The organism is Salmonella sp. SSDFZ69, assembly GCF_004010755.1.
GTDB lineage: Bacteria > Pseudomonadota > Gammaproteobacteria > Enterobacterales > Enterobacteriaceae > Salmonella > Salmonella enterica.
The window spans coordinates 2,871,815-2,894,092 of the sequence record NZ_CP034831.1 but is presented as its reverse complement, the minus strand read 5'-3'; the positions used below and the strand labels follow the sequence as shown (position 1 = coordinate 2,894,092).

The 22,278-nt window shown below is 50.2% G+C and carries 16 protein-coding genes and 1 pseudogene; 12 read left to right on the top strand and 5 right to left on the bottom strand.

Annotation, left to right across the window (positions count from 1 at the left end; genetic code table 11):
* Positions 1–118: 118 nt before the first annotated feature.
* From dmsA to EOS98_RS14525, 5 genes are all read left to right on the top strand, one after another.
* Positions 119–2,563: a dimethylsulfoxide reductase subunit A gene (gene dmsA, locus EOS98_RS14545; RefSeq protein WP_000850250.1), complete on the top strand. Its 2,445-nt coding sequence runs from the start codon at positions 119–121 to the stop codon at positions 2,561–2,563.
* A gap of 10 nt (positions 2,564–2,573) precedes the next feature.
* Positions 2,574–3,191: a dimethylsulfoxide reductase iron-sulfur subunit DmsB gene (gene dmsB / locus EOS98_RS14540; RefSeq protein ID WP_097360736.1), complete on the top strand. Its 618-nt coding sequence runs from the start codon at positions 2,574–2,576 to the stop codon at positions 3,189–3,191.
* A gap of 1 nt (position 3,192) precedes the next feature.
* Positions 3,193–4,056: a dimethyl sulfoxide reductase anchor subunit family protein gene (locus tag EOS98_RS14535; protein ID WP_000534681.1), complete on the top strand. Its 864-nt coding sequence runs from the start codon at positions 3,193–3,195 to the stop codon at positions 4,054–4,056.
* 349 nt (positions 4,057–4,405) lie between these two features.
* Positions 4,406–5,554: an MFS transporter gene (locus EOS98_RS14530; RefSeq protein ID WP_126524161.1), complete on the top strand. Its 1,149-nt coding sequence runs from the start codon at positions 4,406–4,408 to the stop codon at positions 5,552–5,554.
* A 217-nt stretch (positions 5,555–5,771) separates the two neighbouring features.
* Entirely contained in the window at positions 5,772–7,193 is a 1,422-nt protein-coding gene (locus EOS98_RS14525) for an APC family permease (RefSeq protein WP_001134264.1), read from the top strand.
* A 291-nt stretch (positions 7,194–7,484) separates the two neighbouring features.
* Here the strand turns inward: EOS98_RS14525 and pflA are convergent, their stop codons facing one another.
* Entirely contained in the window at positions 7,485–8,282 is a 798-nt protein-coding gene (gene pflA, locus EOS98_RS14520) for a pyruvate formate lyase 1-activating protein (protein WP_000067928.1), read from the bottom strand.
* 118 nt (positions 8,283–8,400) lie between these two features.
* Positions 8,401–8,726 (bottom strand): annotated as a pseudogene (locus EOS98_RS24890) (cytoplasmic protein).
* Between the two features lie 130 nt (positions 8,727–8,856).
* Here EOS98_RS24890 and sopD2 point away from each other — a divergent pair.
* On the top strand, positions 8,857–9,816 hold the full coding sequence (gene sopD2, locus EOS98_RS14510) for a type III secretion system effector SopD2 (protein ID WP_127821178.1): 960 nt from the start codon (positions 8,857–8,859) through the stop codon (positions 9,814–9,816).
* Positions 9,817–9,888: 72 nt separating this feature from the next.
* On the opposite strand, the gene pflB is transcribed toward sopD2, so the two are convergent.
* The 3 genes from pflB to ycaO all read right to left on the bottom strand — a co-directional run bounded on the left by pflB (position 9,889) and on the right by ycaO (position 15,253).
* Entirely contained in the window at positions 9,889–12,171 is a 2,283-nt protein-coding gene (gene pflB / locus EOS98_RS14505) for a formate C-acetyltransferase (RefSeq protein ID WP_001292799.1), read from the bottom strand.
* A gap of 59 nt (positions 12,172–12,230) precedes the next feature.
* Positions 12,231–13,088 (bottom strand): formate transporter FocA, encoded by an 858-nt coding sequence (focA, locus tag EOS98_RS14500; RefSeq protein WP_000642539.1) that lies wholly within the window; start codon positions 13,086–13,088, stop codon positions 12,231–12,233.
* 404 nt (positions 13,089–13,492) lie between these two features.
* Positions 13,493–15,253 (bottom strand): 30S ribosomal protein S12 methylthiotransferase accessory factor YcaO, encoded by a 1,761-nt coding sequence (ycaO, locus tag EOS98_RS14495; protein ID WP_126524160.1) that lies wholly within the window; start codon positions 15,251–15,253, stop codon positions 13,493–13,495.
* A 136-nt stretch (positions 15,254–15,389) separates the two neighbouring features.
* On the opposite strand from ycaO, the gene EOS98_RS14490 reads away from it, so the two are divergent.
* The 6 genes from EOS98_RS14490 (at position 15,390) to rpsA (ending at position 22,257) form a co-directional block, all read left to right on the top strand.
* Positions 15,390–16,082 (top strand): DUF421 domain-containing protein, encoded by a 693-nt coding sequence (locus tag EOS98_RS14490; protein WP_000642868.1) that lies wholly within the window; start codon positions 15,390–15,392, stop codon positions 16,080–16,082.
* Between the two features lie 185 nt (positions 16,083–16,267).
* Positions 16,268–17,356 carry a 3-phosphoserine/phosphohydroxythreonine transaminase gene (serC, locus tag EOS98_RS14485; RefSeq protein ID WP_000079590.1) on the top strand — a complete coding sequence of 363 codons (1,089 nt, stop codon included), beginning with the start codon at positions 16,268–16,270 and terminating at the stop codon, positions 17,354–17,356.
* A 70-nt stretch (positions 17,357–17,426) separates the two neighbouring features.
* Positions 17,427–18,710, top strand: a complete 1,284-nt coding sequence (gene aroA, locus EOS98_RS14480) for a 3-phosphoshikimate 1-carboxyvinyltransferase (protein ID WP_023136934.1) — start codon at positions 17,427–17,429, stop codon at positions 18,708–18,710.
* A 142-nt stretch (positions 18,711–18,852) separates the two neighbouring features.
* The gene (locus EOS98_RS14475) at positions 18,853–19,614 is read left to right on the top strand and encodes a M48 family metallopeptidase (RefSeq protein WP_000792301.1); all 762 of its coding nucleotides are present in this window, start codon (positions 18,853–18,855) and stop codon (positions 19,612–19,614) included.
* Positions 19,615–19,786: 172 nt separating this feature from the next.
* Positions 19,787–20,470, top strand: coding sequence for a (d)CMP kinase (gene cmk, locus EOS98_RS14470; RefSeq protein ID WP_000125007.1), 684 nt, complete (start codon positions 19,787–19,789; stop codon positions 20,468–20,470).
* A 113-nt stretch (positions 20,471–20,583) separates the two neighbouring features.
* Positions 20,584–22,257: a 30S ribosomal protein S1 gene (rpsA, locus tag EOS98_RS14465; protein ID WP_000140324.1), complete on the top strand. Its 1,674-nt coding sequence runs from the start codon at positions 20,584–20,586 to the stop codon at positions 22,255–22,257.
* Positions 22,258–22,278: the final 21 nt, after the last annotated feature.

Here is a 22,278-nt window from a genome sequence, read left to right as displayed (position 1 = left end):
TTTAACACTATTTTTCTACTTTTTCGATATATATCAGACTTTATAGCGACGTTATCGCTATATAAAATTCTATACATCGTTTTATTATTTTTTATTGTGAGCAGCAGAGTGAGCCCTTATGAAAACTAAGATCCCTGATGCCGTGCTGGCAGCCGAGGTGAGCCGTCGTGGTTTAGTCAAAACCACCGCGATAGGCGGCCTGGCGATGGCCAGTAGCGCATTTACCCTGCCATTTACCCGCATCGCTAACGCCGCAGAGGCAATAAGCCCGGCGAAAACCGGCGAGAAAGTCGTCTGGAGCGCCTGTACGGTAAACTGTGGCAGCCGTTGTCCGCTACGTATGCATGTTGTGGATGGCGAAATCAAATATGTAGAAACGGATAATACCGGAAACGATGATTACGATGGCTTGCATCAGGTTCGCGCCTGCCTGCGCGGTCGTTCTATGCGTCGTCGCGTCTATAACCCGGATCGGCTCAAGTATCCGATGAAGCGCGTCGGCGCCCGCGGCGAAGGTAAATTTGAGCGTATTAGCTGGGACGAAGCCTACGATATCATTGCCACCAATATGCAGCGTCTTATCAAAGAGTATGGCAACGAGTCCATTTATCTGAACTATGGCACGGGAACGCTGGGCGGCACTTTGACACGTTCATGGCCGCCGGGAAAAACGCTGGTCGCTCGTCTGATGAACTGCTGCGGCGGTTATCTTAACCACTACGGTGATTACTCTTCCGCGCAAATCGCAGCGGGTCTGAACTACACCTATGGCGGCTGGGCGGATGGCAATAGTCCATCCGACATTGAAAACAGTAAGCTGGTGGTGTTGTTTGGTAATAACCCTGGCGAAACCCGCATGAGCGGGGGCGGTGTAACCTATTACCTTGAACAGGCGCGGCAGAAATCAAACGCGCGGATGATCATTATCGATCCTCGTTACACCGACACCGGCGCCGGTCGCGAAGATGAGTGGATTCCGATTCGTCCAGGTACCGATGCGGCGCTGGTCAATGGTCTGGCATATGTCTTAATCACCGAGAACATGGTCGATCAGCCGTTCCTGGATAAATATTGCGTCGGTTATGACGAAAAAACCTTGCCTGCCAGCGCGCCGAAAAACGGTCACTACAAAGCCTATATTCTGGGCCAGGGTAAAGACGGTATTGCGAAGACGCCGGAGTGGGCGGCGCAAATTACCGGTATTCCGGCGGATCGCATTATTAAGCTGGCGCGAGAAATCGGCAGCGCTAAACCCGCCTATATTTGCCAGGGGTGGGGGCCACAGCGTCATGCTAATGGAGAAATCGCCACGCGCGCCATCTCGATGCTGGCGATCCTGACGGGTAATGTTGGGATTAACGGCGGTAACAGTGGCGCGCGCGAAGGGTCTTATGCCCTGCCATTTGAACGTATGCCCACGTTGGAAAATCCGGTTGAAACCAGCATCTCCATGTTTATGTGGACCGATGCCATTGAACGCGGCCCGGAAATGACGGCGTTGCGTGATGGCGTGCGGGGTAAAGATAAGCTGGACGTGCCGATCAAAATGATCTGGAACTATGCTGGCAACTGTTTGATTAACCAGCACTCTGAGATTAACCGCACCCACGAAATCCTGCAGGATGACAAGAAATGCGAAATGATCGTCGTTATCGACTGTCATATGACCTCGTCGGCAAAATACGCCGATATTCTGTTGCCTGATTGCACTGCTTCTGAGCAGATGGACTTTGCGCTGGATGCCTCCTGCGGGAACATGTCTTACGTTATCTTCACTGACCAGGCGATTAAACCGCGCTTCGAGTGTAAGACGATTTATGAGATGACCAGCGAACTGGCGAAACGTCTTGGCGTGGAACAACAGTTTACCGAAGGACGGACGCAAGAAGAGTGGATGCGTCATCTGTACGAACAGTCGCGTAAATCCATTCCGAATCTGCCCACCTTTGAGGAGTTCCGTAAGCAAGGCATCTTCAAACAGCGCGACCCCGAAGGCCACCATGTCGCCTATAAAGACTTCCGCGAAGATCCGCAAGCGAATCCACTTACAACGCCATCGGGCAAGATTGAAATCTATTCACAGGCGTTGGCGGATATCGCCGCCACCTGGGAGCTGCCGGAAGGCGACGTTATCGATCCATTACCGATCTACACGCCAGGTTTTGAAAACTATAACGATCCGCTAACGGATAAATTCCCGCTGCAGTTGACGGGTTTCCACTATAAAGCGCGTGTGCATTCCACTTATGGCAACGTAGACGTACTGAAAGCCGCCTGTCGCCAGGAAATGTGGATTAACCCAATGGATGCGCAGAAACGCGGTATCAACAATGGCGATAAAGTCCGCATCTTCAACGATCGCGGCGAAGTACACATCGAGGCTAAAGTGACGCCGCGCATGATGCCGGGCGTGGTCGCCCTGGGAGAAGGCGCATGGTATGACCCGGATGCAAAACGCGTGGATCAGGGCGGATGTATTAACGTACTGACGACCCAACGTCCTTCTCCGCTGGCGAAGGGGAACCCGTCACATACGAACCTCGTTCAGGTTGAAAAGGCGTAAGGAGTAACCGATGACAACCCAGTATGGATTTTTTATTGATTCCAGCCGTTGCACCGGTTGCAAAACCTGCGAACTGGCCTGCAAGGACTACAAAGATTTGACCCCGGATGTCAGCTTCCGCCGCATTTATGAGTATGCAGGCGGCGACTGGCAGGAAGATAACGGCGTCTGGCACCAGAACGTCTTTGCCTATTATCTCTCCATTTCATGCAACCACTGCGAAGACCCGGCCTGTACCAAAGTCTGCCCGAGCGGCGCGATGCACAAGCGCGATGGCGGTTTTGTGGTAGTGAACGAAGAGGTCTGTATCGGTTGCCGCTACTGCCACATGGCCTGCCCGTACGGCGCGCCGCAGTACAACGCCGCCAAAGGTCATATGACCAAGTGCGATGGCTGTTATGACCGGGTGGCGGAAGGCAAGAAACCGATTTGCGTGGAATCCTGCCCGCTACGGGCGCTGGATTTTGGCCCGATAGACGAACTGCGCAAAAAACACGGTGAGCTGGCTGCCGTCGCGCCGCTGCCGCGCGCGCATTTCACGAAGCCGAATATTGTGATTAAACCCAACGCCAACAGCCGCCCGACCGGGGACACTACCGGTTATCTGGCCAATCCGAAGGAGGTATAAGATGGGAAGTGGATGGCATGAATGGCCGTTGATGATCTTCACGGTCTTTGGTCAGTGCGTGGCCGGTGGTTTTATTGTTCTGGCTCTGGCGCTGATGAAGGGCGACCTGCGCGCGGAAACGCAGCAGCGGGTGATCGCCTGTATGTTTGGTCTGTGGGTGCTGATGGGGATTGGCTTTATCGCCTCGATGCTGCATCTGGGCTCGCCGATGCGCGCGTTTAACTCGCTTAACCGCGTGGGTGCTTCCGCACTGAGCAATGAAATTGCCAGCGGCTCGGTGTTTTTTGCGGTCGGCGGGATTGGCTGGCTGCTGGCGGTACTGAAAAAGCTGCCGCCGGCACTGCGCACACTCTGGCTGATTATCACGATGGTACTGGGCGTCGTCTTCGTCTGGATGATGGTACGCGTCTATAACAGCATCGATACAGTACCGACCTGGTATAGCGTCTGGACGCCGCTGGGCTTCTTCCTGACGCTCTTTATGGGGGGGCCGCTACTGGGTTATCTGCTGCTGCGCATCGCAGGCGTGAACGGTTGGGCGATGCGTCTGTTGCCTGCGGTTTCGGTGCTGGCGCTGGTGGTTATTGCCATTATGGTGGCCATGCAGGGCGCGGAACTGGCGACGATTCACAGTTCCATTCAGCAGGCGTCTGCTCTGGTGCCGGATTATGGTTCCCTGATGGCCTGGCGTATGGTGCTGCTTGCGGCGGCGTTGTGCTGCTGGATTGTGCCACAGTTAAAAGGGTATCAACCTGCGGTACCGTTGCTCTCTGTCGCCTTCATTCTGATGCTGGCGGGGGAATTGATTGGCCGCGGCGTATTCTATGGGCTGCATATGACCGTGGGCATGGCGGTAGCCAGCTAACGCGTTGACGCGCATTCGGCCTGCAGAACGTGCAGGCCGAATGCGCCTTTAGCCACCATCAATCTAAGGAATATAACCGGGGTGGAGAAGGCGCATATAAATCCATAGAGAAGAAAACGAAGCTAAAGGAACCATGAAATTTTTCGACTGAACAAAACGCCGATTTTGCGGGTTAGATCAATAAAAACAAGGGGATGAATTTTTAGCCTTTCAATATATTCACGTACAGAATAAGTAAATCAAATCGATAGTCTCAAAACTTGCGGATCGCCCATGCGGAGCCGATTGACAATGTTTTTGGCGATGGCATGATGCGCATGAAATTTGAACTTCCTCACGGTTTTTATTCATGTCCACCTATACCCGTCCCGTCATGCTTTTGCTGTGCGGGCTACTTTTGTTGACCCTGGCCATTGCGGTACTGAATACGCTTGTGCCGCTGTGGCTTGCTCAGGCAAACCTTCCGACCTGGCAGGTGGGGATGGTCAGCTCGTCTTATTTTACCGGCAATCTGGTCGGGACGTTATTTACCGGGTATTTAATTAAACGCATTGGGTTTAACCGTAGCTATTATCTTGCCTCGGTGATCTTCGCCGCGGGTTGTGTCGGGTTGGGGGTGATGGTGGGGTTCTGGAGCTGGATGAGCTGGCGTTTTATTGCCGGTATCGGCTGCGCCATGATTTGGGTGGTTGTCGAAAGCGCGTTGATGTGCAGCGGAACCTCGCATAATCGCGGGCGCCTGCTGGCTGCCTATATGATGGTCTATTACATGGGGACCTTCCTTGGACAATTATTGGTCAGTAAAGTATCTGGTGAATTGCTGCACGTCCTTCCCTGGGTGACCGGAATGATTCTGGCGGGAATTCTGCCGCTACTCTTTACCCGAATTGTAAATCAGCAAACGCAGGCACGTCATTCCTCTTCTATTAGCGCCATGCTGAAGCTACGCCAGGCGCGTCTTGGCGTGAATGGTTGTATTATTTCCGGCATTGTTCTTGGTTCATTATATGGCCTGATGCCGTTATATCTGAAGCATCAGGGGATGGCTAACGCCAGCATCGGTTTCTGGATGGCGGTGCTGGTGAGCGCCGGCATTTTGGGGCAATGGCCAATGGGACGTCTGGCGGACAAATTTGGTCGCTTGCTGGTGTTACGCGTACAGGTATTCGTTGTCATACTCGGTAGTATTGCCATGTTAACCCAGGCGGCGATGGCGCCAGCTCTGTTTATTCTGGGGGCGGCGGGTTTTACGCTTTATCCCGTTGCAATGGCCTGGGCCTGTGAAAAAGTCGAACACCACCAGCTTGTGGCAATGAACCAGGCGCTGTTGCTAAGTTATACGGTAGGGAGCCTGTTGGGGCCGTCTTTTGCTGCGATGTTAATGCAGAATTATTCAGATAATCTGCTGTTTATTATGATCGCCAGCGTATCGTTTATTTATCTGCTGATGCTGTTACGTAACGCCGGCCAGACGCCTAATCCTGTCGCCCACATCTGACTGTTCTCTGAATCGTATGCAGGACGTGAGTCTTGCATACTCTTTGTTTATGTTTTACGTAAAATAATTGACCTGCATAATTTTCTTGCTTTACTGAAAAATAAAATGTGCCGAAGGTTATAATTTTGCGCTCCTCTATTTTCTCTCTTCGTCTTTACCGCGCATAATCCCCCGCTTCATTTATAGTAATAGCATTGTGTTCACGAAGGATCGCGTTATGCCGAATGTGCAGGAAAAACAGTTGCGATGGTACAACATCGCCCTGATGTCGTTTATTACCGTTTGGGGATTCGGCAATGTTGTCAATAACTATGCTAACCAGGGGTTAGTGGTTGTCTTCTCCTGGGTGTTTATTTTTGCGCTCTATTTCATTCCTTATGCCTTAATCGTGGGGCAACTGGGCTCAACCTTCAAAGAGGGAAAAGGGGGCGTCAGTACCTGGATTAAGCATACGATGGGGCCGGGGTTGGCTTACCTTGCGGCATGGACCTATTGGGTCGTGCATATTCCCTACCTGGCGCAAAAGCCGCAGGCGATACTCATTGCATTGGGATGGGCTTTAAAAGGCGACGGCTCGTTGATAAAAGAATATACCGTCGTTGCCTTGCAGGGGCTGACGCTGGCATTGTTTGTTTTCTTTATGTGGGTTGCTTCCCGGGGGATGAAATCGCTAAAGGTTGTTGGGTCTGTGGCCGGAATTGCCATGTTTATCATGTCAATTTTATATGTTGTGATGGCAGTGACCGCGCCAGCAATTACAAACGTTGAAATTGCGACCACTAACATCACCTGGCAGTCATTTATTCCTCATATCGATTTTACCTATATCACCACCATCTCTATGTTGGTCTTTGCGGTTGGTGGGGCAGAGAAGATCTCGCCTTACGTTAACCAGACGCGGAATCCAGGAAAAGAATTTCCGAAGGGGATGCTCTTTTTAGCCGTCATGGTTGCGGTCTGCGCTATCCTCGGTTCGTTGGCGATGGGAATGATGTTTGATTCGCGGCATATACCTGACGATTTAATGACCAATGGGCAATATTATGCATTCCAGAAATTGGGTGAGTATTACCATATGGGTAATTCATTAATGGTGATTTATGCCATTGCCAATACTCTGGGGCAAATCGCCGCGCTGGTGTTTTCTATTGATGCGCCACTGAAAGTCTTACTGGGTGATGCAGACAGTAAATATATCCCGCAGCGCTTATGTCGTACTAACGCTTCAGGTACGCCAGTTAACGGTTATTTGCTGACATTAGTGTTGGTCGCTATCTTGATTATGTTGCCAACGCTTGGCATCGGCGATATGAACAACCTGTACAAATGGCTGCTTAATCTCAACTCAGTTGTTATGCCGCTGCGCTATCTGTGGGTATTTGTCGCCTTTATTGCCGTCATTCGACTGGCGCAAAAGTACAAACCCGAATATGTGTTTATTCGCAACCGGGCGTTGGCGTTAACTGTGGGGATATGGTGTTTTGCCTTCACCGCGTTTGCCTGCCTTACCGGTATTTTCCCCAAAATGGAGGCGTTCACGCCGGAGTGGACATTCCAGCTGACGTTGAACATCGTGACGCCTTTTGTCCTGGTCGGGTTGGGATTAATTTTCCCACTGCTGGCGCGTAGAAACACATAACGACGCTCTTTTCCACGGCGCTCCTGTCAGGCGAGCGCCTTTTAAGGTTACAGGTGCCTGGGTTCCAGGCGGAGACCACGGTATTAACAGGCGCCGGGGCAGCAATAGTTGTCAGACCTTCAACCCAGCAGCAGATAAGCGACTCTGTATTTAATACCTGGTAAGCGCAATATTGTTAACCAGGCCTGTCTGACGGCGGGGTCGGGTATTTTAGCGGTAAGAGCGTTATCCAGACAGCAAAACGGCTACCCTCATGGGTAGCCGTTTAAAAGCGGATAAGATAGCAGGCGATTAATACATTACTTTATGACCATACTGCTCAAGAATACCCTTTACACGCTCCATGGTCTCTTTTTTAGGCGGCTTCACGCCATCCAGTTTATATTCTTCGCCCATTGCCACCCATTTATGTTTGCCCAGCTCATGATAGGGCAGCAGCTCGATTTTTTCGACATTACCCATATCGCGGGTAAACTCGCCCAGGCGATGCGCGGAATCATCGTCGTCAGACCAGCCGGGAACGACAACGTAACGGATCCAGACCTTCACATTTTTCTTTGATAAATACTGCGCGAATTCCAGCGTCCGGTGATTAGAGACACCGACCAGATTCTGGTGGATCTCATCATTCATCTGCTTGAGATCGAGCATCACCAGATCGGTAACGTCCAGCAGTTCATCAATCACCGGGTCATAACGGCGCACAAAGCCGTTGGTGTCGAGACAGGTGTGGATACCTTCTTTTTTACAGGCGCGAAACCAGTCGCGTACAAATTCTGCCTGCAAAATGGCCTCGCCGCCGGATGCCGTCACGCCGCCGCCAGAAGCATTCATAAAATGCCGATAGGTCACCACCTCTTTCATTAAGTCTTCAACGGTGATTTCTTTACCGCCATGCGTATCCCATGTGTCGCGGTTATGGCAATACAGGCAGCGCATCAGGCAGCCCTGGAAAAAGGTAATAAAGCGGATGCCCGGGCCATCAACGGTGCCACAGGATTCAAAGGAGTGAATGCGACCAATAACCGGCTTTTTATCAGCAGTTACTGCAACACTTTCATTTGTAATACAATCGGTTAAGTTACTCATATCGCTTCGGCTAGCTCTAAATAACATGGGGTTTATGGACACATTCCGGGCATGTTGAGCACCCTGGTAAGGGGGTTGCATCCTGTAAAAAAGCGGTACTGCGAGCGTAAATTTTGGACTACAGAATGTGTGGCTGTTCCAGAATGTGCTGCAATGGAGCTATTTTACCTCTATTCAGTATAAAATATACGGCAAATCTATGCTGCATAACTCGCACCGCCAGAAATTCTGGCTCATTCATCAGCTCGTAACGCCCGAACCGCAATACATACTGTAAGTGTATCATCCGTAGCGTCCTGGTTTTGCTGTTTATGATCCGCCTCTTTTTTCGAATGGTTGGCACTGTTTTGTTGTGGTCAGAACGAAAATAATTCTCAACATAATTCAGATGCGTCCAAAGAACGTTACGCCTGTCCAGCGCCTGGCGTTGCATTCAACGCGCAATCAGGTGTAAATCTGATGTTATTTCTAAACCCGGACTGATTCAATCTCTTAAATAGAGTGTGGTTTTAATCAAAAAATGAGAGCAACGGATTGGATTTTGCTTTCGCGGTAAATAATCAAAGGAGTTATTATGCCAGTTACGTTAAGTTTTGGTAATCGTCATAACTATGAAGTTAATACTTCACGGCTAACCCGTTTGATGAGTCCTGATAAAGAAGAAGCGCTATACATGGGGGTATGGGATAGATTTAAGGACTGCTTCAGAACACACAAAAAAAAAGAGATGCTGGAGGTATTATATACACTCATCCATGGATGTGAACGTGAAAATCAAGCTGAACTTAATGTTGATATAACCGGCATGGAGAAGATACATGCCTTTACACAATTAAAACAATATGCTAATCCATCTCAACAAGAGCGCTTTGTTATGCGTTTTGATATGAATCAGACACAAGTTTTATTTGAGATTGATGGCCAGGTTATTGATAAATGTAATTTGCATCGTCTCCTCAACGTCTCAGAAAACTGTATTTTTAAAGTGATGGAAGACGATGAAGTAGAGTTGTTTTTTAAAGTATGTATTAAGTATGGAGAAAAAATTGCTCGCTATCCAGAATTATTAGAAGGCTTTGCTAATGAACTTAAAGATGCAGTTAATGAGGATGATGACATTAAGGATGAAGTTTATAAGCTTATGCGATCTGGAGAAGATCGAAAAATGGCATGTGTTCAATGGAATGGTACGCTTACTGAAGAGGAGATGAACAAACTATGCTGTCTTCAAATGGGGTCTTTTAGTATTGCTACCCAATTTTTTAAAATAGGTTACTGGGAATTAGAAGGGGAAGTCCTGTTTGATATGGTTCATCCAATACTTAGCTATCTGCTACAAGCATATAAACCGTCATTGTTACCTGATTTAATAGAAACTAACACCATGCTGTTTTCTGATGTATTAAATAAGGATTATAATGAGTATCAAAATAATAAAAGAGAAATTGATGCTATTCTGAGAAGAATATATAGATCACATAATAACACTTTATTTATAAGTGACGGTTCTGGTTGTCGCAATATGCTTATATAAAAAATTAAAAAGGCTCCACTGACATGGAGCCTTTTTTGTACGCTTTTTATAGCGTAATTTCAGTCAAACCCATTACATGGTCTGCGTGAAGGTACGAGTAATAACGTCCTGCTGCTGTTCTTTCGTCAGGGAGTTAAAACGTACTGCGTAACCAGATACACGGATGGTCAGCTGCGGATATTTTTCCGGATGTTCCATCGCGTCCAGCAGCATTTCACGGTTCATGACGTTGACGTTCAGGTGCTGACCGCCTTCGATGGACGCTTCGTGGTGGAAGTAACCATCCATCAGACCTGCCAGGTTAGTCTTACGAACTTCGTCGTCTTTACCCAGTGCGTTCGGAACGATAGAGAAGGTATAAGAAATACCATCTTTCGCGTAAGCAAACGGCAGTTTAGCAACGGAGGTCAGAGAAGCGACAGCGCCTTTCTGGTCACGACCGTGCATCGGGTTAGCACCTGGTCCGAACGGCGCGCCAGCGCGACGACCATCCGGGGTGTTACCGGTTTTCTTACCATACACAACGTTAGAAGTGATGGTCAGAACAGACTGCGTCGGGATAGCGCCACGGTAGGTGGTCAGTTTCTGAATTTTCTTCATGAAACGTTCTACCAGGTCAACCGCCATGTCATCTACACGAGCGTCGTTGTTACCAAACTGCGGGTATTCGCCTTCGATTTCGAAGTCGATAGCCAGACCATCTTCGTCACGAATCGGTTTAACTTTCGCATATTTGATAGCAGACAGGGAGTCAGCCGCAACGGACAGACCAGCGATACCACACGCCATGGTGCGGATAACGTCACGGTCGTGCAGCGCCATCAGAGAGGCTTCGTAGCTGTACTTGTCGTGCATGTAGTGGATAACGTTCAGCGCGGTGACATACTGTTTAGCCAGCCAGTCCATGAAGTGATCCATGCGATCCATCACTTCGTCGAAGTTCAGAACATCGCCTTTGATCGGTTCGGATTTCGGACCAACCTGCATTTTCAGTTTTTCATCAACGCCGCCGTTGATTGCGTACAGCATGGTTTTCGCCAGGTTTGCACGCGCGCCGAAGAACTGCATTTGTTTACCAACGATCATCGGGCTTACGCAGCATGCGATAGCGTAGTCATCGTTGTTGAAGTCCGGACGCATCAGGTCATCGTTCTCGTACTGCAGAGAAGAGGTGTCGATGGAGACTTTAGCGGCGAATTTCTTGAAGTTCAGCGGCAGTTTTTCAGACCACAGAACGGTGATGTTCGGCTCCGGAGACGGCCCCATGGTGTACAGGGTGTTCAGGAAGCGGAAGCTGTTTTTGGTGACCAGAGTACGGCCATCAACGCCCATACCACCGATAGATTCGGTTGCCCAAATCGGGTCGCCGGAGAACAGTTCATCATATTCAGGAGTACGCAGGAAGCGAACCATACGCAATTTCATGACCAGGTGGTCAATCATTTCCTGTGCGTCTTGCTCGGTGATTTTGCCTGCTTTCAGGTCACGTTCGATGTACGCATCCAGGAAGGTGGATACACGACCGAAGGACATTGCTGCGCCGTTCTGAGATTTAACCGCAGCCAGGTAACCGAAGTAAGTCCACTGGATTGCTTCCTGAGCGTTAGTCGCCGGACCAGAGATATCGCAGCCGTATTTAGCCGCCATTTCTTTGATCTGACCCAGAGCGCGGTGCTGTTCAGCGATTTCTTCACGCAGACGGATAGTCGCTTCCAGATTTACGCCGTTTTCCAGATCGGATTGCAGAGACGTAAACTGTGCGAATTTGTCTTTCATCAGGTAGTCGATACCGTACAGCGCTACGCGACGGTAGTCACCGATGATACGACCACGGCCATACGCATCCGGCAGACCGGTCAGCACGCCGGATTTACGGCAACGCAGGATGTCCGGAGTATAAACGTCGAATACGCCCTGGTTGTGGGTCTTACGGTATTCGGTGAAGATTTTTTTGATCATTGGGTCCAGCTCGCGATTGTACGCTTTGCAGGAACCTTCAACCATTTTGATGCCGCCGAACGGGATAATCGCACGCTTCAGCGGAGCTTCAGTCTGCAGACCAACAATTTTCTCAAGCGCTTTGTTGATGTAGCCAGCGTCGTGAGAAGTGATGGTGGAAGCAACGGAGGTGTCAAAGTCAACAGGCGCGTGAGTGCGGTTTTCCTGTTTAACGCCTTCCATTACGCTGTCCCACAGCTTGGTGGTCGCGTCAGTAGCGCCAGCCAGGAAGGACTCGTCACCCTCATACGGAGTGTAGTTTTTCTGAATGAAGTCACGGACGTTTACTTCATTCTGCCAGTCACCTTTGGTAAAACCTTCCCAGGCTGTGGCTAACTTTTCATTAAGCTCGGACATGTAACACCTACCTTCTTAAGTGGATTTTTTATTTACTGCGTGTAATGGGCATCAACAGATTAATGATGCTCGTTACCACGCAGGTAAATGACCCAGTATGTCAACCCGACCAACAAACCGCCGCCGATAATATTACCGATCGTGACCGGAATCAGGTTATCAGTGATGAAGCTCATCACGGTCAGGTGAGAAAAACTTTCCGGAGACGAACCAACCGCGGTCCAAAACTCCGGTGTAGCGAAATCGCGTATTACAATACCCATAGGAATCATAAACATGTTTGCGATACTGTGCTCAAAACCGCTGGCGACAAACATGGCGACGGGCAGTACCATGATGAACGCTTTGTCCATCAGGCTACGACCTGAGTAGCTCATCCACACGGCCAGACAAACCATCAGGTTCGCCAGAATACCGAGGCAGACAGCTTCAATAAAAGTGTGGTGCATTTTGTGGTCGGCGGTTTGCAGGACGTTAAGTCCCCATTGACCGTTGGCAGTCATATACTCGCCGGAAAGCCACATCAGTAACACGAAAAGCAGAGCGCCAATCAGGTTACCAAAATAGACGTTTAACCAGTTTTTAGCCAGTTGCCCCCAGGTGATGCGACCGCTAGCTTTAGCTACAACGATCAGAACAGTAGAGGTGAAAAGATCAGCGCCGCAAATAACACAGAGAATCAGTCCCAAAGAGAAACAGATACCCCCGATAAGTTTCGCCATACCATAAGGCATCGCGCCAGTACCGGTTGTCGCAGTAATATAAAAAACAAAGGCAATTGAAATGAATACGCCGGCGGTAATCGCCAGATAGAAAGTCTTAAGCGGATGTTTCGTTGCTTTATAGACGCCTGCTTCTTCAGCCACTTTGGCCATTGCTGCAGGGAGTAAAAGGTCAAAAGGGTTGTCAGCTTTCACACTAACTCTCTCTTTATTAAGTCGGCGACGAGATACTAACAAAGCATTATAGATGAGAATTTGATATAGATCATATCTCGCCTGGCTTATAGGCCCGTAAGTCGCATGGCTTTTATGCAATTACGGTGTAACTTTTTGATTATCCTAATAAAAATAAATTTTAAAAATTATAAATAGAGTTGAATTTTTTCCTGGCTCCTCCTGCTGCACGGTTAATTAATATGGAGTAATCAACAAATAAAGTAACATCACTATGTCAATTAATTTAATGTCAACAACCAATATTTAACCTTGTTATTACATTTTTCGTCGTTTAGTGAAAATAAATAAAACGGGGCCGCAAAGGCGCCCCGTAATATAACGCAGCCGAGAGGGTAAACCTACCCTAAGTCACTCATATGGCCTTATTTTGACCAGTATGCCGCTTTCGCGCGCTGTAATTTATCATACGCTTTTAACAAGGACTGATGCGCCGGGAACGCTTGTAGATCGTGGTCGACAGCCGGTAGTCCGTAAAAAGCCGCTTCACCGCTAAGCGCAGCGCTGGCGGCTTCTACAGCCTCCGCGCCATACATTTTTATAAAAGCATTGAGATATTGCAGCGGCTGACGCGCATCTTCTTGCGACAGGAGCAGCAGAGTTTGCAGGCAACGGTAATAGTTTGCGCGTGCCGGACTAAAGACCGACGAATTGAACTCCATCGTCCATTCTGTCCAGATTAGCGCCTGCTCCAAATCGCCGCCCGCTAACGCTAACATTGCTTTTAATTCGCCGACGCGCAGTGTATACCAACCATTGTCCGCTCCGGTCGCCAGACCCAGCAGCTCACGCACGCGGGTGAAATCGTCAAAACCTTCTTCATCCAATTGTTCAATCAGATTGAGATAGTCTTCTTTATTCCAGGTGCTACCGGGCAGCGAAAGCAGAGTCTCACGAAGATGGCTACCCATATTGTTGTTGGCCAGCCACAGATCTTCGGCAGGATAAATATCAGACATTCCCGGTACGATAATACGACAGGCGTATACGCCGAGATGCTCGTAATCGGCAATGTAAACTTCTTTATCTTCAGCAGCAAAGATGGCCATCAGCGTGGCGAATTCTTCTTCGGTAGTGCCGGAAAAACTCCAGTCCGTGAACGGGTAATCGGCGTCCTGTTTGAACAGATCCCAGGAAATCAGGCCGCTGGAGTCGATGAAGTGGGTCTCCAGATTAGTGTGCTCCGCGACTTCTTCATCATCGAACGTTGGTGGGGTGAAGACATCAAGATCTTTCAGTCCGCGTCCCTGGAGTAGCTCGGTCACTGTACGTTCCAGCGCAACGCCAAAGTCAGGATGGGCGCCAAAAGAAGCAAAGCAGGTACCGTTAGCCGGGTTGAACAGCACGACGCAGATAACCGGATACTTACCGCCCAGCGAGCCGTCATAGGCGAAAATCGGGAAACCCTCGGCTTCCAGCGTGGCGATTGACTCCATTACCGCCGGATAACGCGCCATCACCTCTGCGGGAATCTCCGGCAGACTGATACTTTCCGCAATGATGCGATTTTTCACATAACGCTCGAAGACTTCCGACAGTCCCTGAACGCGGGCTTCATTACGCGTATTGCCGGCGGACATTCCGTTAGAGACGTACAGGTTGCCGATGATATTCATCGGAATATACACGGTCTGGTTATCAGATTGACGGGTAAATGGCAGGCCGCAGACGCCGCGTGCTTCATTGCCGGACTGAAGATCAATTAACTGGCTTCCGGTGAGTTCATTTTCCGGATCGTAAAACGCGCGCAGACGGGCATCAAGCAAGCCTTCCGGTACGTCGTCATTTTCAGTCAGCGGGAACCACTTTTCATTCGGATAATGCACGAACGGGCTGTTGGCGATGGTTTCACCCAGCCAGAAATCAGCAAAAAAGTAGTTGGTTGACAGACGCTCGAAGTATTCGCCCAGCGCCGAGGCCAGCGCCGCTTTTTTGGTCGCGCCTTTTCCGTTGGTAAAGCATAACGCGCACTCTTTATCGCGAATATGCACTGACCAGACGTTTGGCACCGGGTTCAGCCAGGAGGCCTCTTCGATGTGAAAGCCGAGGTCGAGTAACTTTTGCTGGAAGCGGGCGATGGAGTCTTCCAGCGCGGCGTCTTTGCCGGGAATAAATGTTTGCGTCATGAAAATCACTTTTGTCGTACGGAAAGCGCGCAATGATACGGGTTTTATGTGACGGGCGCTATCTCGCCGGGACATCGGCGGAAATAAAAGTATTGGCTATGCTTTTACACTGGAATTCACAGGAAGAGCATAAAAAATGAAAGCATTTGATTTGCAACGAATGGCGCTGGATAACGTGCCGGTAGCGTTTTTGGGGGAAGTGGCGCTACGTAGTTTTTACACCTTTGTGCTGGTGTTTCTTTTCTTAAAGGTGACAGGACGACGCGGCGTACGGCAAATGTCGCTTTTTGAAGTGCTGATCATTTTGACATTGGGATCGGCGGCAGGCGACGTCGCGTTTTATGATGACGTTCCGATGCTCCCTGTTCTGGTGGTATTCATCACCCTGGCGCTGCTCTATCGCCTGGTCATGTGGCTGATGGCGCATAGTGAAAAGTTGGAAGATCTGCTGGAAGGCAAGTCGGTGGTCATTGTTGAAGACGGCGAACTGGCGTGGGAAAAACTGCAGCGCTCGAACATGACGGAGTTTGAGTTTTTTATGGAGCTTCGCTTGAATGGCGTTGAGCAACTGGGGCAGGTCAGACTGGCCATTCTGGAGACAAACGGACAAATCAGCGTCTATTTCTTTGAAAATAAAGACGTTAAGCCGGGGTTAAGCATTCTTCCTGAGCACTGTACGCCACGCTTTATCGTGGCGCCGGAGGCTGGCGACTATGCCTGCGTACGTTGCAGTGAAGTGATACGCATGAATGTCGGGGAAAAGCAATTATGTCCGCGCTGCGCAAATCCAGAATGGACGAAGGCAAGCCGGGCTAAACGCGTTGTTTAACAGCGAAAATATCGGATTTATACGGTTAATCCGGAAGATTCTGTTGTGTGACGCATGCCGCATTTTCTCCTCGCATTGTTTTACCCATTGCGGCGCGTGTCACTGAATGATAAAACCGATATTCACATGAATAACGTTTGCCTGATGTCTGTCAGGCAGGAAACAATGCAGCGTGGTGAGGGGAAATGGCTCAGGTCTTTAATTTTAGTTCAGGTCCGGCGATGCTACCGGCGGAAGTACTTAAACTGGCGCAACAGGAACTGCGTGACTGGCACGGTCTTGGTACGTCGGTAATGGAAATTAGCCATCGAGGCAAAGAGTTTATCCAGGTCGCTGAAGAGGCGGAGCAGGATTTTCGCGATCTCCTTAATATCCCCTCCAACTATAAAGTTTTATTTTGTCACGGCGGCGGTCGCGGGCAGTTTGCTGGCGTGCCGCTCAATCTGCTGGGCGATAAAACCACGGCGGATTATGTCGATGCCGGTTACTGGGCGGCGAGCGCCATCAAAGAAGCCAAAAAATACTGTGCGCCGCAGATTATCGACGCCAAAATCACCGTTGACGGCAAACGTGCCGTAAAACCGATGCGCGAGTGGCAGCTTTCCGATAACGCCGCTTATTTACACTATTGCCCGAATGAGACCATTGACGGCATCGCCATCGATGAAACGCCGGATTTTGGCCCGGAAGTGGTCGTCACGGCGGATTTTTCTTCTACCATCCTGTCTGCGCCGCTGGACGTCTCTCGCTATGGCGTAATTTATGCTGGCGCGCAGAAGAATATCGGTCCGGCAGGACTGACGCTGGTTATTGTCCGGGAGGATCTGTTAGGCAAGGCGCATGAGAGCTGCCCGTCCATCCTCGACTACACCGTCCTGAATGATAACGACTCGATGTTTAATACGCCGCCGACTTTCGCCTGGTATCTTTCCGGTCTGGTGTTCAAATGGTTGAAAGCGCAGGGCGGCGTGGCGGCGATGCACAAAATCAATCAGCAAAAAGCGGAGTTGCTGTACGGTGTGATTGATAACAGCGATTTCTACCGTAACGATGTCGCACAGGCCAACCGTTCGCGGATGAATGTTCCGTTCCAGTTAGCGGACAATGCGCTGGACAAGGTCTTTCTGGAAGAGTCTTTCGCCGCCGGTCTGCACGCCTTAAAAGGGCACCGTGTTGTTGGCGGGATGCGCGCCTCTATCTATAACGCCATGCCGATTGAAGGGGTAAAAGCGCTAACCGATTTCATGATCGATTTTGAGCGTCGCCACGGCTAATACGTTTCTTTTTTCATCCCCACGGCCAGTCTGTGGGGGTTTTATTTCTGTTTTTTGAGAGTTGAGTTTCATGGAATCCCTGACGTTACAACCCATCGCGCGGGTCGATGGCGCCATTAATTTACCTGGCTCCAAAAGTGTTTCAAACCGTGCTTTGCTCCTGGCGGCTTTAGCTTGTGGTAAAACCGTTCTGACGAATCTGCTGGATAGCGATGACGTCCGCCATATGCTCAATGCCCTGAGCGCGTTGGGGATCAATTACACCCTTTCTGCCGATCGCACCCGCTGTGATATCACGGGTAATGGCGGCCCATTACGCGCGTCAGGCGCTCTGGAACTGTTTCTCGGTAATGCCGGAACCGCGATGCGTCCGTTAGCGGCAGCGCTATGTCTGGGGCAAAATGAGATAGTGTTAACCGGCGAACCGCGTATGAAAGAGCGTCCGATAGGCCATCTGGTCGATTCGCTGCGTCAGGGCGGGGCGAATATTGATTACCTGGAGCAGGAAAACTATCCGCCCCTGCGTCTGCGCGGCGGTTTTACCGGCGGCGACATTGAGGTTGATGGTAGCGTTTCCAGCCAGTTCCTGACCGCTCTGCTGATGACGGCGCCGCTGGCGCCTGAAGACACAACTATTCGCGTTAAAGGCGAACTGGTATCAAAGCCTTACATTGATATCACGCTAAATTTAATGAAAACCTTTGGCGTAGAGATAGCGAACCATCACTACCAACAATTTGTCGTGAAGGGCGGTCAACAGTATCACTCTCCAGGTCGCTATCTGGTCGAGGGCGATGCCTCGTCAGCGTCCTATTTTCTCGCCGCCGGGGCGATAAAAGGCGGCACGGTAAAAGTGACCGGAATTGGCCGCAAAAGTATGCAGGGCGATATTCGTTTTGCCGATGTGCTGGAGAAAATGGGCGCGACCATTACCTGGGGCGATGATTTTATTGCCTGCACGCGCGGTGAATTGCACGCCATAGATATGGATATGAACCATATTCCGGATGCGGCGATGACGATTGCCACCACGGCGCTGTTTGCGAAAGGAACCACGACGTTGCGCAATATTTATAACTGGCGAGTGAAAGAAACCGATCGCCTGTTCGCGATGGCGACCGAGCTACGTAAAGTGGGCGCTGAAGTCGAAGAAGGGCACGACTATATTCGTATCACGCCGCCGGCGAAGCTCCATCACGCGGATATTGGCACGTACAACGACCACCGTATGGCGATGTGTTTCTCACTGGTCGCACTGTCCGATACGCCAGTCACGATCCTGGACCCTAAATGTACCGCAAAAACGTTCCCTGATTATTTCGAACAACTGGCGCGAATGAGTACGCCTGCCTAATTCTTCTGTTGCGCCAGTCGACGGGCTGGCGCGTCGAGTCCGTATTCGCACTATTTTTATAATTATGACTAATGCTAATTTGTTGATGATTTAACACATTGATTTATGTGTTTTTTATAATGGTTATCAACGGAAGATTAGTATGAAAAATAAATCATTACTACTGGCGGTGGCGATTTCCGCCACGCTACTGGCAGGATGTAAAAATGGCGTGAATGGCAATTTAATCGCCAGTTCCGGCATGTCAGCCTACAAAGCCGCCACACTGTCCGATGCGGATGTTAAAGCATTATCTAATAATGCCTGTAAACAAATGGACAGCGAGAATCAACTGGCAGGTTCGAAAAGCAAATACACCAAACGTCTGAGCAAAATCGCCAAAGCGCTGGGTAACAACATTGACGGTACGCCGGTTAGCTATAAAGTCTATATGACCAGCGATATCAACGCATGGGCGATGGCGAACGGTTGCGTTCGCGTATACTCCGGCCTGATGGATCTGATGACCGATAATGAAATTGAAGGCGTACTGGGCCATGAACTGGGCCATGTCTCTTTAGGGCACTCTCGCAAGGCAATGCAGACCGCTTATGCCACGCTGGCGGCTCGCGATGCGATTTCCGCCACCAGCGGCGTCGCAGCGCAGCTTTCCCAGTCTCAATTGGGCGATCTGGCGGAAGGCGTCATCAATTCGGCGTTTTCTCGCAGTCAGGAGTCGGATGCGGATGACTTCTCTTACGATCTGCTGAAAAAACGCGGGATTAACACCCAGGGCTTAGTCACGGCATTCGATAAATTCGCCACAATGGACGCAGGTCATGCAAAATCATTGATGGACTCCCACCCGGCCTCAGCCGATCGCGCGCAGCATATGCGCGACAGAATTGCCGAAGATAAAAAGTAAATCATTGTCATCTTTCGGGCTGGTTTCTCGCCGGCCCGCTATAATTGCGCAATTATTCCGCATCTGATTACAGACAAAACTGGTTTTTGCACGCAACGTTAACGGTCGCGAGCGTTGGCGCGTATAATGCGCGGCGTTTACGTTAACGGTACGCCTGTTTAAGGAGATAAAGATGACGGCAATTGCCCCGGTAATAACCATTGATGGCCCAAGCGGTGCAGGTAAAGGCACCTTGTGCAAAGCAATGGCGGAAGCATTGCAATGGCATCTGCTGGATTCCGGCGCGATATACCGCGTACTGGCGCTGGCGGCATTGCACCACCATGTCGATCTTGCCTCTGAAGATGCGCTGGTGCCGCTGGCGTCCCATCTGGACGTGCGTTTCGTCTCAACGGACGGCAACCTGGAAGTTATCCTGGAAGGCGAGGACGTTAGCGGCGAAATCCGTACGCAGGAAGTCGCGAACGCGGCATCCCAGGTGGCGGCATTCCCACGCGTGCGTGAAGCGCTTCTTCGCCGCCAACGCGCATTCCGCGAAGCGCCTGGTTTAATCGCCGATGGACGCGATATGGGGACCGTGGTCTTCCCGGATGCGCCGGTAAAAATTTTCCTTGACGCCTCCTCGGAGGAACGTGCGCATCGACGTATGCTACAGTTGCAGGAGAATGGCTTTAGTGTTAACTTTGAACGCCTTTTGGCCGAGATCAAGGAACGCGACGATCGCGATCGTAATCGCGCTGTAGCGCCGTTAGTTCCTGCTGCTGATGCATTAGTTTTGGATTCTACCCGATTAAGCATTGAGCAAGTGATTGAAAAAGCGTTACAATATGCGCGCCAAAAATTGGCTCTCGCTTAAATGCGACCGAATTTGTAGTACCCCCGTTGCAAAGGACTGACAGCGGGTATGTTAAACAACCCCATCCGGCACGGAGCCAGGTGGACGTTAAATATGAAACCTGAAGATTAAACATGACTGAATCTTTTGCTCAACTCTTTGAAGAATCCTTAAAAGAAATCGAAACCCGCCCGGGTTCCATCGTTCGTGGTGTTGTTGTTGCTATCGACAAAGACGTAGTACTGGTTGACGCCGGTCTGAAATCTGAGTCTGCCATTCCGGCTGAGCAGTTCAAAAACGCCCAGGGCGAACTGGAAATCCAGGTTGGTGACGAAGTTGACGTTGCTCTGGATGCAGTAGAAGACGGCTTCGGTGAAACTCTGCTCTCTCGTGAGAAAGCTAAACGTCACGAAGCATGGATCACGCTGGAAAAAGCTTACGAAGATGCTGAAACTGTTACCGGTGTTATCAACGGCAAAGTTAAGGGTGGCTTCACTGTTGAGCTGAACGGTATTCGCGCGTTCCTGCCAGGTTCTCTGGTAGACGTTCGTCCGGTGCGTGACACTCTGCACCTGGAAGGCAAAGAGCTTGAATTCAAAGTAATCAAGCTGGACCAGAAACGTAACAACGTTGTGGTTTCTCGTCGTGCCGTTATCGAATCCGAAAACAGCGCAGAACGCGATCAGCTGCTGGAAAACCTGCAGGAAGGCATGGAAGTTAAAGGTATCGTTAAGAACCTCACTGACTACGGTGCATTCGTTGATCTGGGCGGCGTTGACGGCCTGCTGCACATCACTGATATGGCCTGGAAACGCGTTAAGCATCCGAGCGAAATCGTGAACGTTGGCGACGAAATCAACGTGAAAGTGCTGAAATTCGACCGCGAGCGTACCCGTGTATCTCTGGGCCTGAAACAGCTGGGCGAAGATCCGTGGGTTGCTATCGCTAAACGTTATCCGGAAGGTACCAAACTGACCGGTCGCGTGACCAACCTGACCGACTACGGCTGCTTCGTTGAAATCGAAGAAGGCGTTGAAGGCCTGGTTCACGTTTCCGAAATGGACTGGACCAACAAAAACATCCACCCGTCCAAAGTGGTTAACGTTGGCGACGTAGTGGAAGTGATGGTTCTGGATATCGACGAAGAACGTCGTCGTATCTCCCTGGGTCTGAAGCAGTGCAAATCTAACCCGTGGCAGCAGTTCGCAGAAACCCACAACAAGGGCGACCGCGTTGAAGGTAAAATCAAGTCTATCACTGACTTCGGTATCTTCATCGGTCTGGACGGCGGCATCGACGGCCTGGTTCACCTGTCTGACATCTCCTGGAACGTTGCAGGCGAAGAAGCAGTTCGTGAATACAAAAAAGGCGACGAAATCGCTGCAGTTGTTCTGCAGGTTGACGCAGAACGTGAACGTATCTCCCTGGGCGTTAAACAGCTCGCAGAAGATCCGTTCAACAACTGGGTTGCTCTGAACAAGAAAGGCGCTATCGTAACCGGTAAAGTCACTGCAGTTGACGCGAAAGGCGCAACCGTAGAACTGGCTGACGGCGTTGAAGGTTACCTGCGTGCTTCTGAAGCATCCCGTGACCGCGTTGAAGATGCGACTCTGGTTCTGAGCGTTGGCGACGACGTTGAAGCTAAATTCACCGGCGTTGATCGTAAAAACCGCGCAATCAGCCTGTCTGTTCGTGCGAAAGACGAAGCTGATGAGAAAGATGCCATCGCAACTGTTAACAAACAGGAAGATGCAAACTTCTCTAACAACGCAATGGCTGAAGCATTCAAAGCAGCTAAAGGCGAGTAATCCTCTGAAACTTCGGGCCTT

What these genes read in the sequence shown, in the direction of transcription:
- dmsA (WP_000850250.1), top strand. Translation starts at nt 119, where the DNA reads ATGAAAACTAAGATCCCTGATGCCGTGCTGGCAGCCGAGGTGAGCCGT.
- dmsB (WP_097360736.1), top strand. Translation starts at nt 2,574, where the DNA reads ATGACAACCCAGTATGGATTTTTTATTGATTCCAGCCGTTGCACCGGT.
- EOS98_RS14535 (WP_000534681.1), top strand. Translation starts at nt 3,193, where the DNA reads ATGGGAAGTGGATGGCATGAATGGCCGTTGATGATCTTCACGGTCTTT.
- EOS98_RS14530 (WP_126524161.1), top strand. Translation starts at nt 4,406, where the DNA reads ATGTCCACCTATACCCGTCCCGTCATGCTTTTGCTGTGCGGGCTACTT.
- EOS98_RS14525 (WP_001134264.1), top strand. Translation starts at nt 5,772, where the DNA reads ATGCCGAATGTGCAGGAAAAACAGTTGCGATGGTACAACATCGCCCTG.
- pflA (WP_000067928.1), bottom strand. Translation starts at nt 8,282, where the DNA reads ATGAGTAACTTAACCGATTGTATTACAAATGAAAGTGTTGCAGTAACT.
- sopD2 (WP_127821178.1), top strand. Translation starts at nt 8,857, where the DNA reads ATGCCAGTTACGTTAAGTTTTGGTAATCGTCATAACTATGAAGTTAAT.
- pflB (WP_001292799.1), bottom strand. Translation starts at nt 12,171, where the DNA reads ATGTCCGAGCTTAATGAAAAGTTAGCCACAGCCTGGGAAGGTTTTACC.
- ycaO (WP_126524160.1), bottom strand. Translation starts at nt 15,253, where the DNA reads ATGACGCAAACATTTATTCCCGGCAAAGACGCCGCGCTGGAAGACTCC.
- EOS98_RS14490 (WP_000642868.1), top strand. Translation starts at nt 15,390, where the DNA reads ATGAAAGCATTTGATTTGCAACGAATGGCGCTGGATAACGTGCCGGTA.
- serC (WP_000079590.1), top strand. Translation starts at nt 16,268, where the DNA reads ATGGCTCAGGTCTTTAATTTTAGTTCAGGTCCGGCGATGCTACCGGCG.
- aroA (WP_023136934.1), top strand. Translation starts at nt 17,427, where the DNA reads ATGGAATCCCTGACGTTACAACCCATCGCGCGGGTCGATGGCGCCATT.
- EOS98_RS14475 (WP_000792301.1), top strand. Translation starts at nt 18,853, where the DNA reads ATGAAAAATAAATCATTACTACTGGCGGTGGCGATTTCCGCCACGCTA.
- cmk (WP_000125007.1), top strand. Translation starts at nt 19,787, where the DNA reads ATGACGGCAATTGCCCCGGTAATAACCATTGATGGCCCAAGCGGTGCA.
- rpsA (WP_000140324.1), top strand. Translation starts at nt 20,584, where the DNA reads ATGACTGAATCTTTTGCTCAACTCTTTGAAGAATCCTTAAAAGAAATC.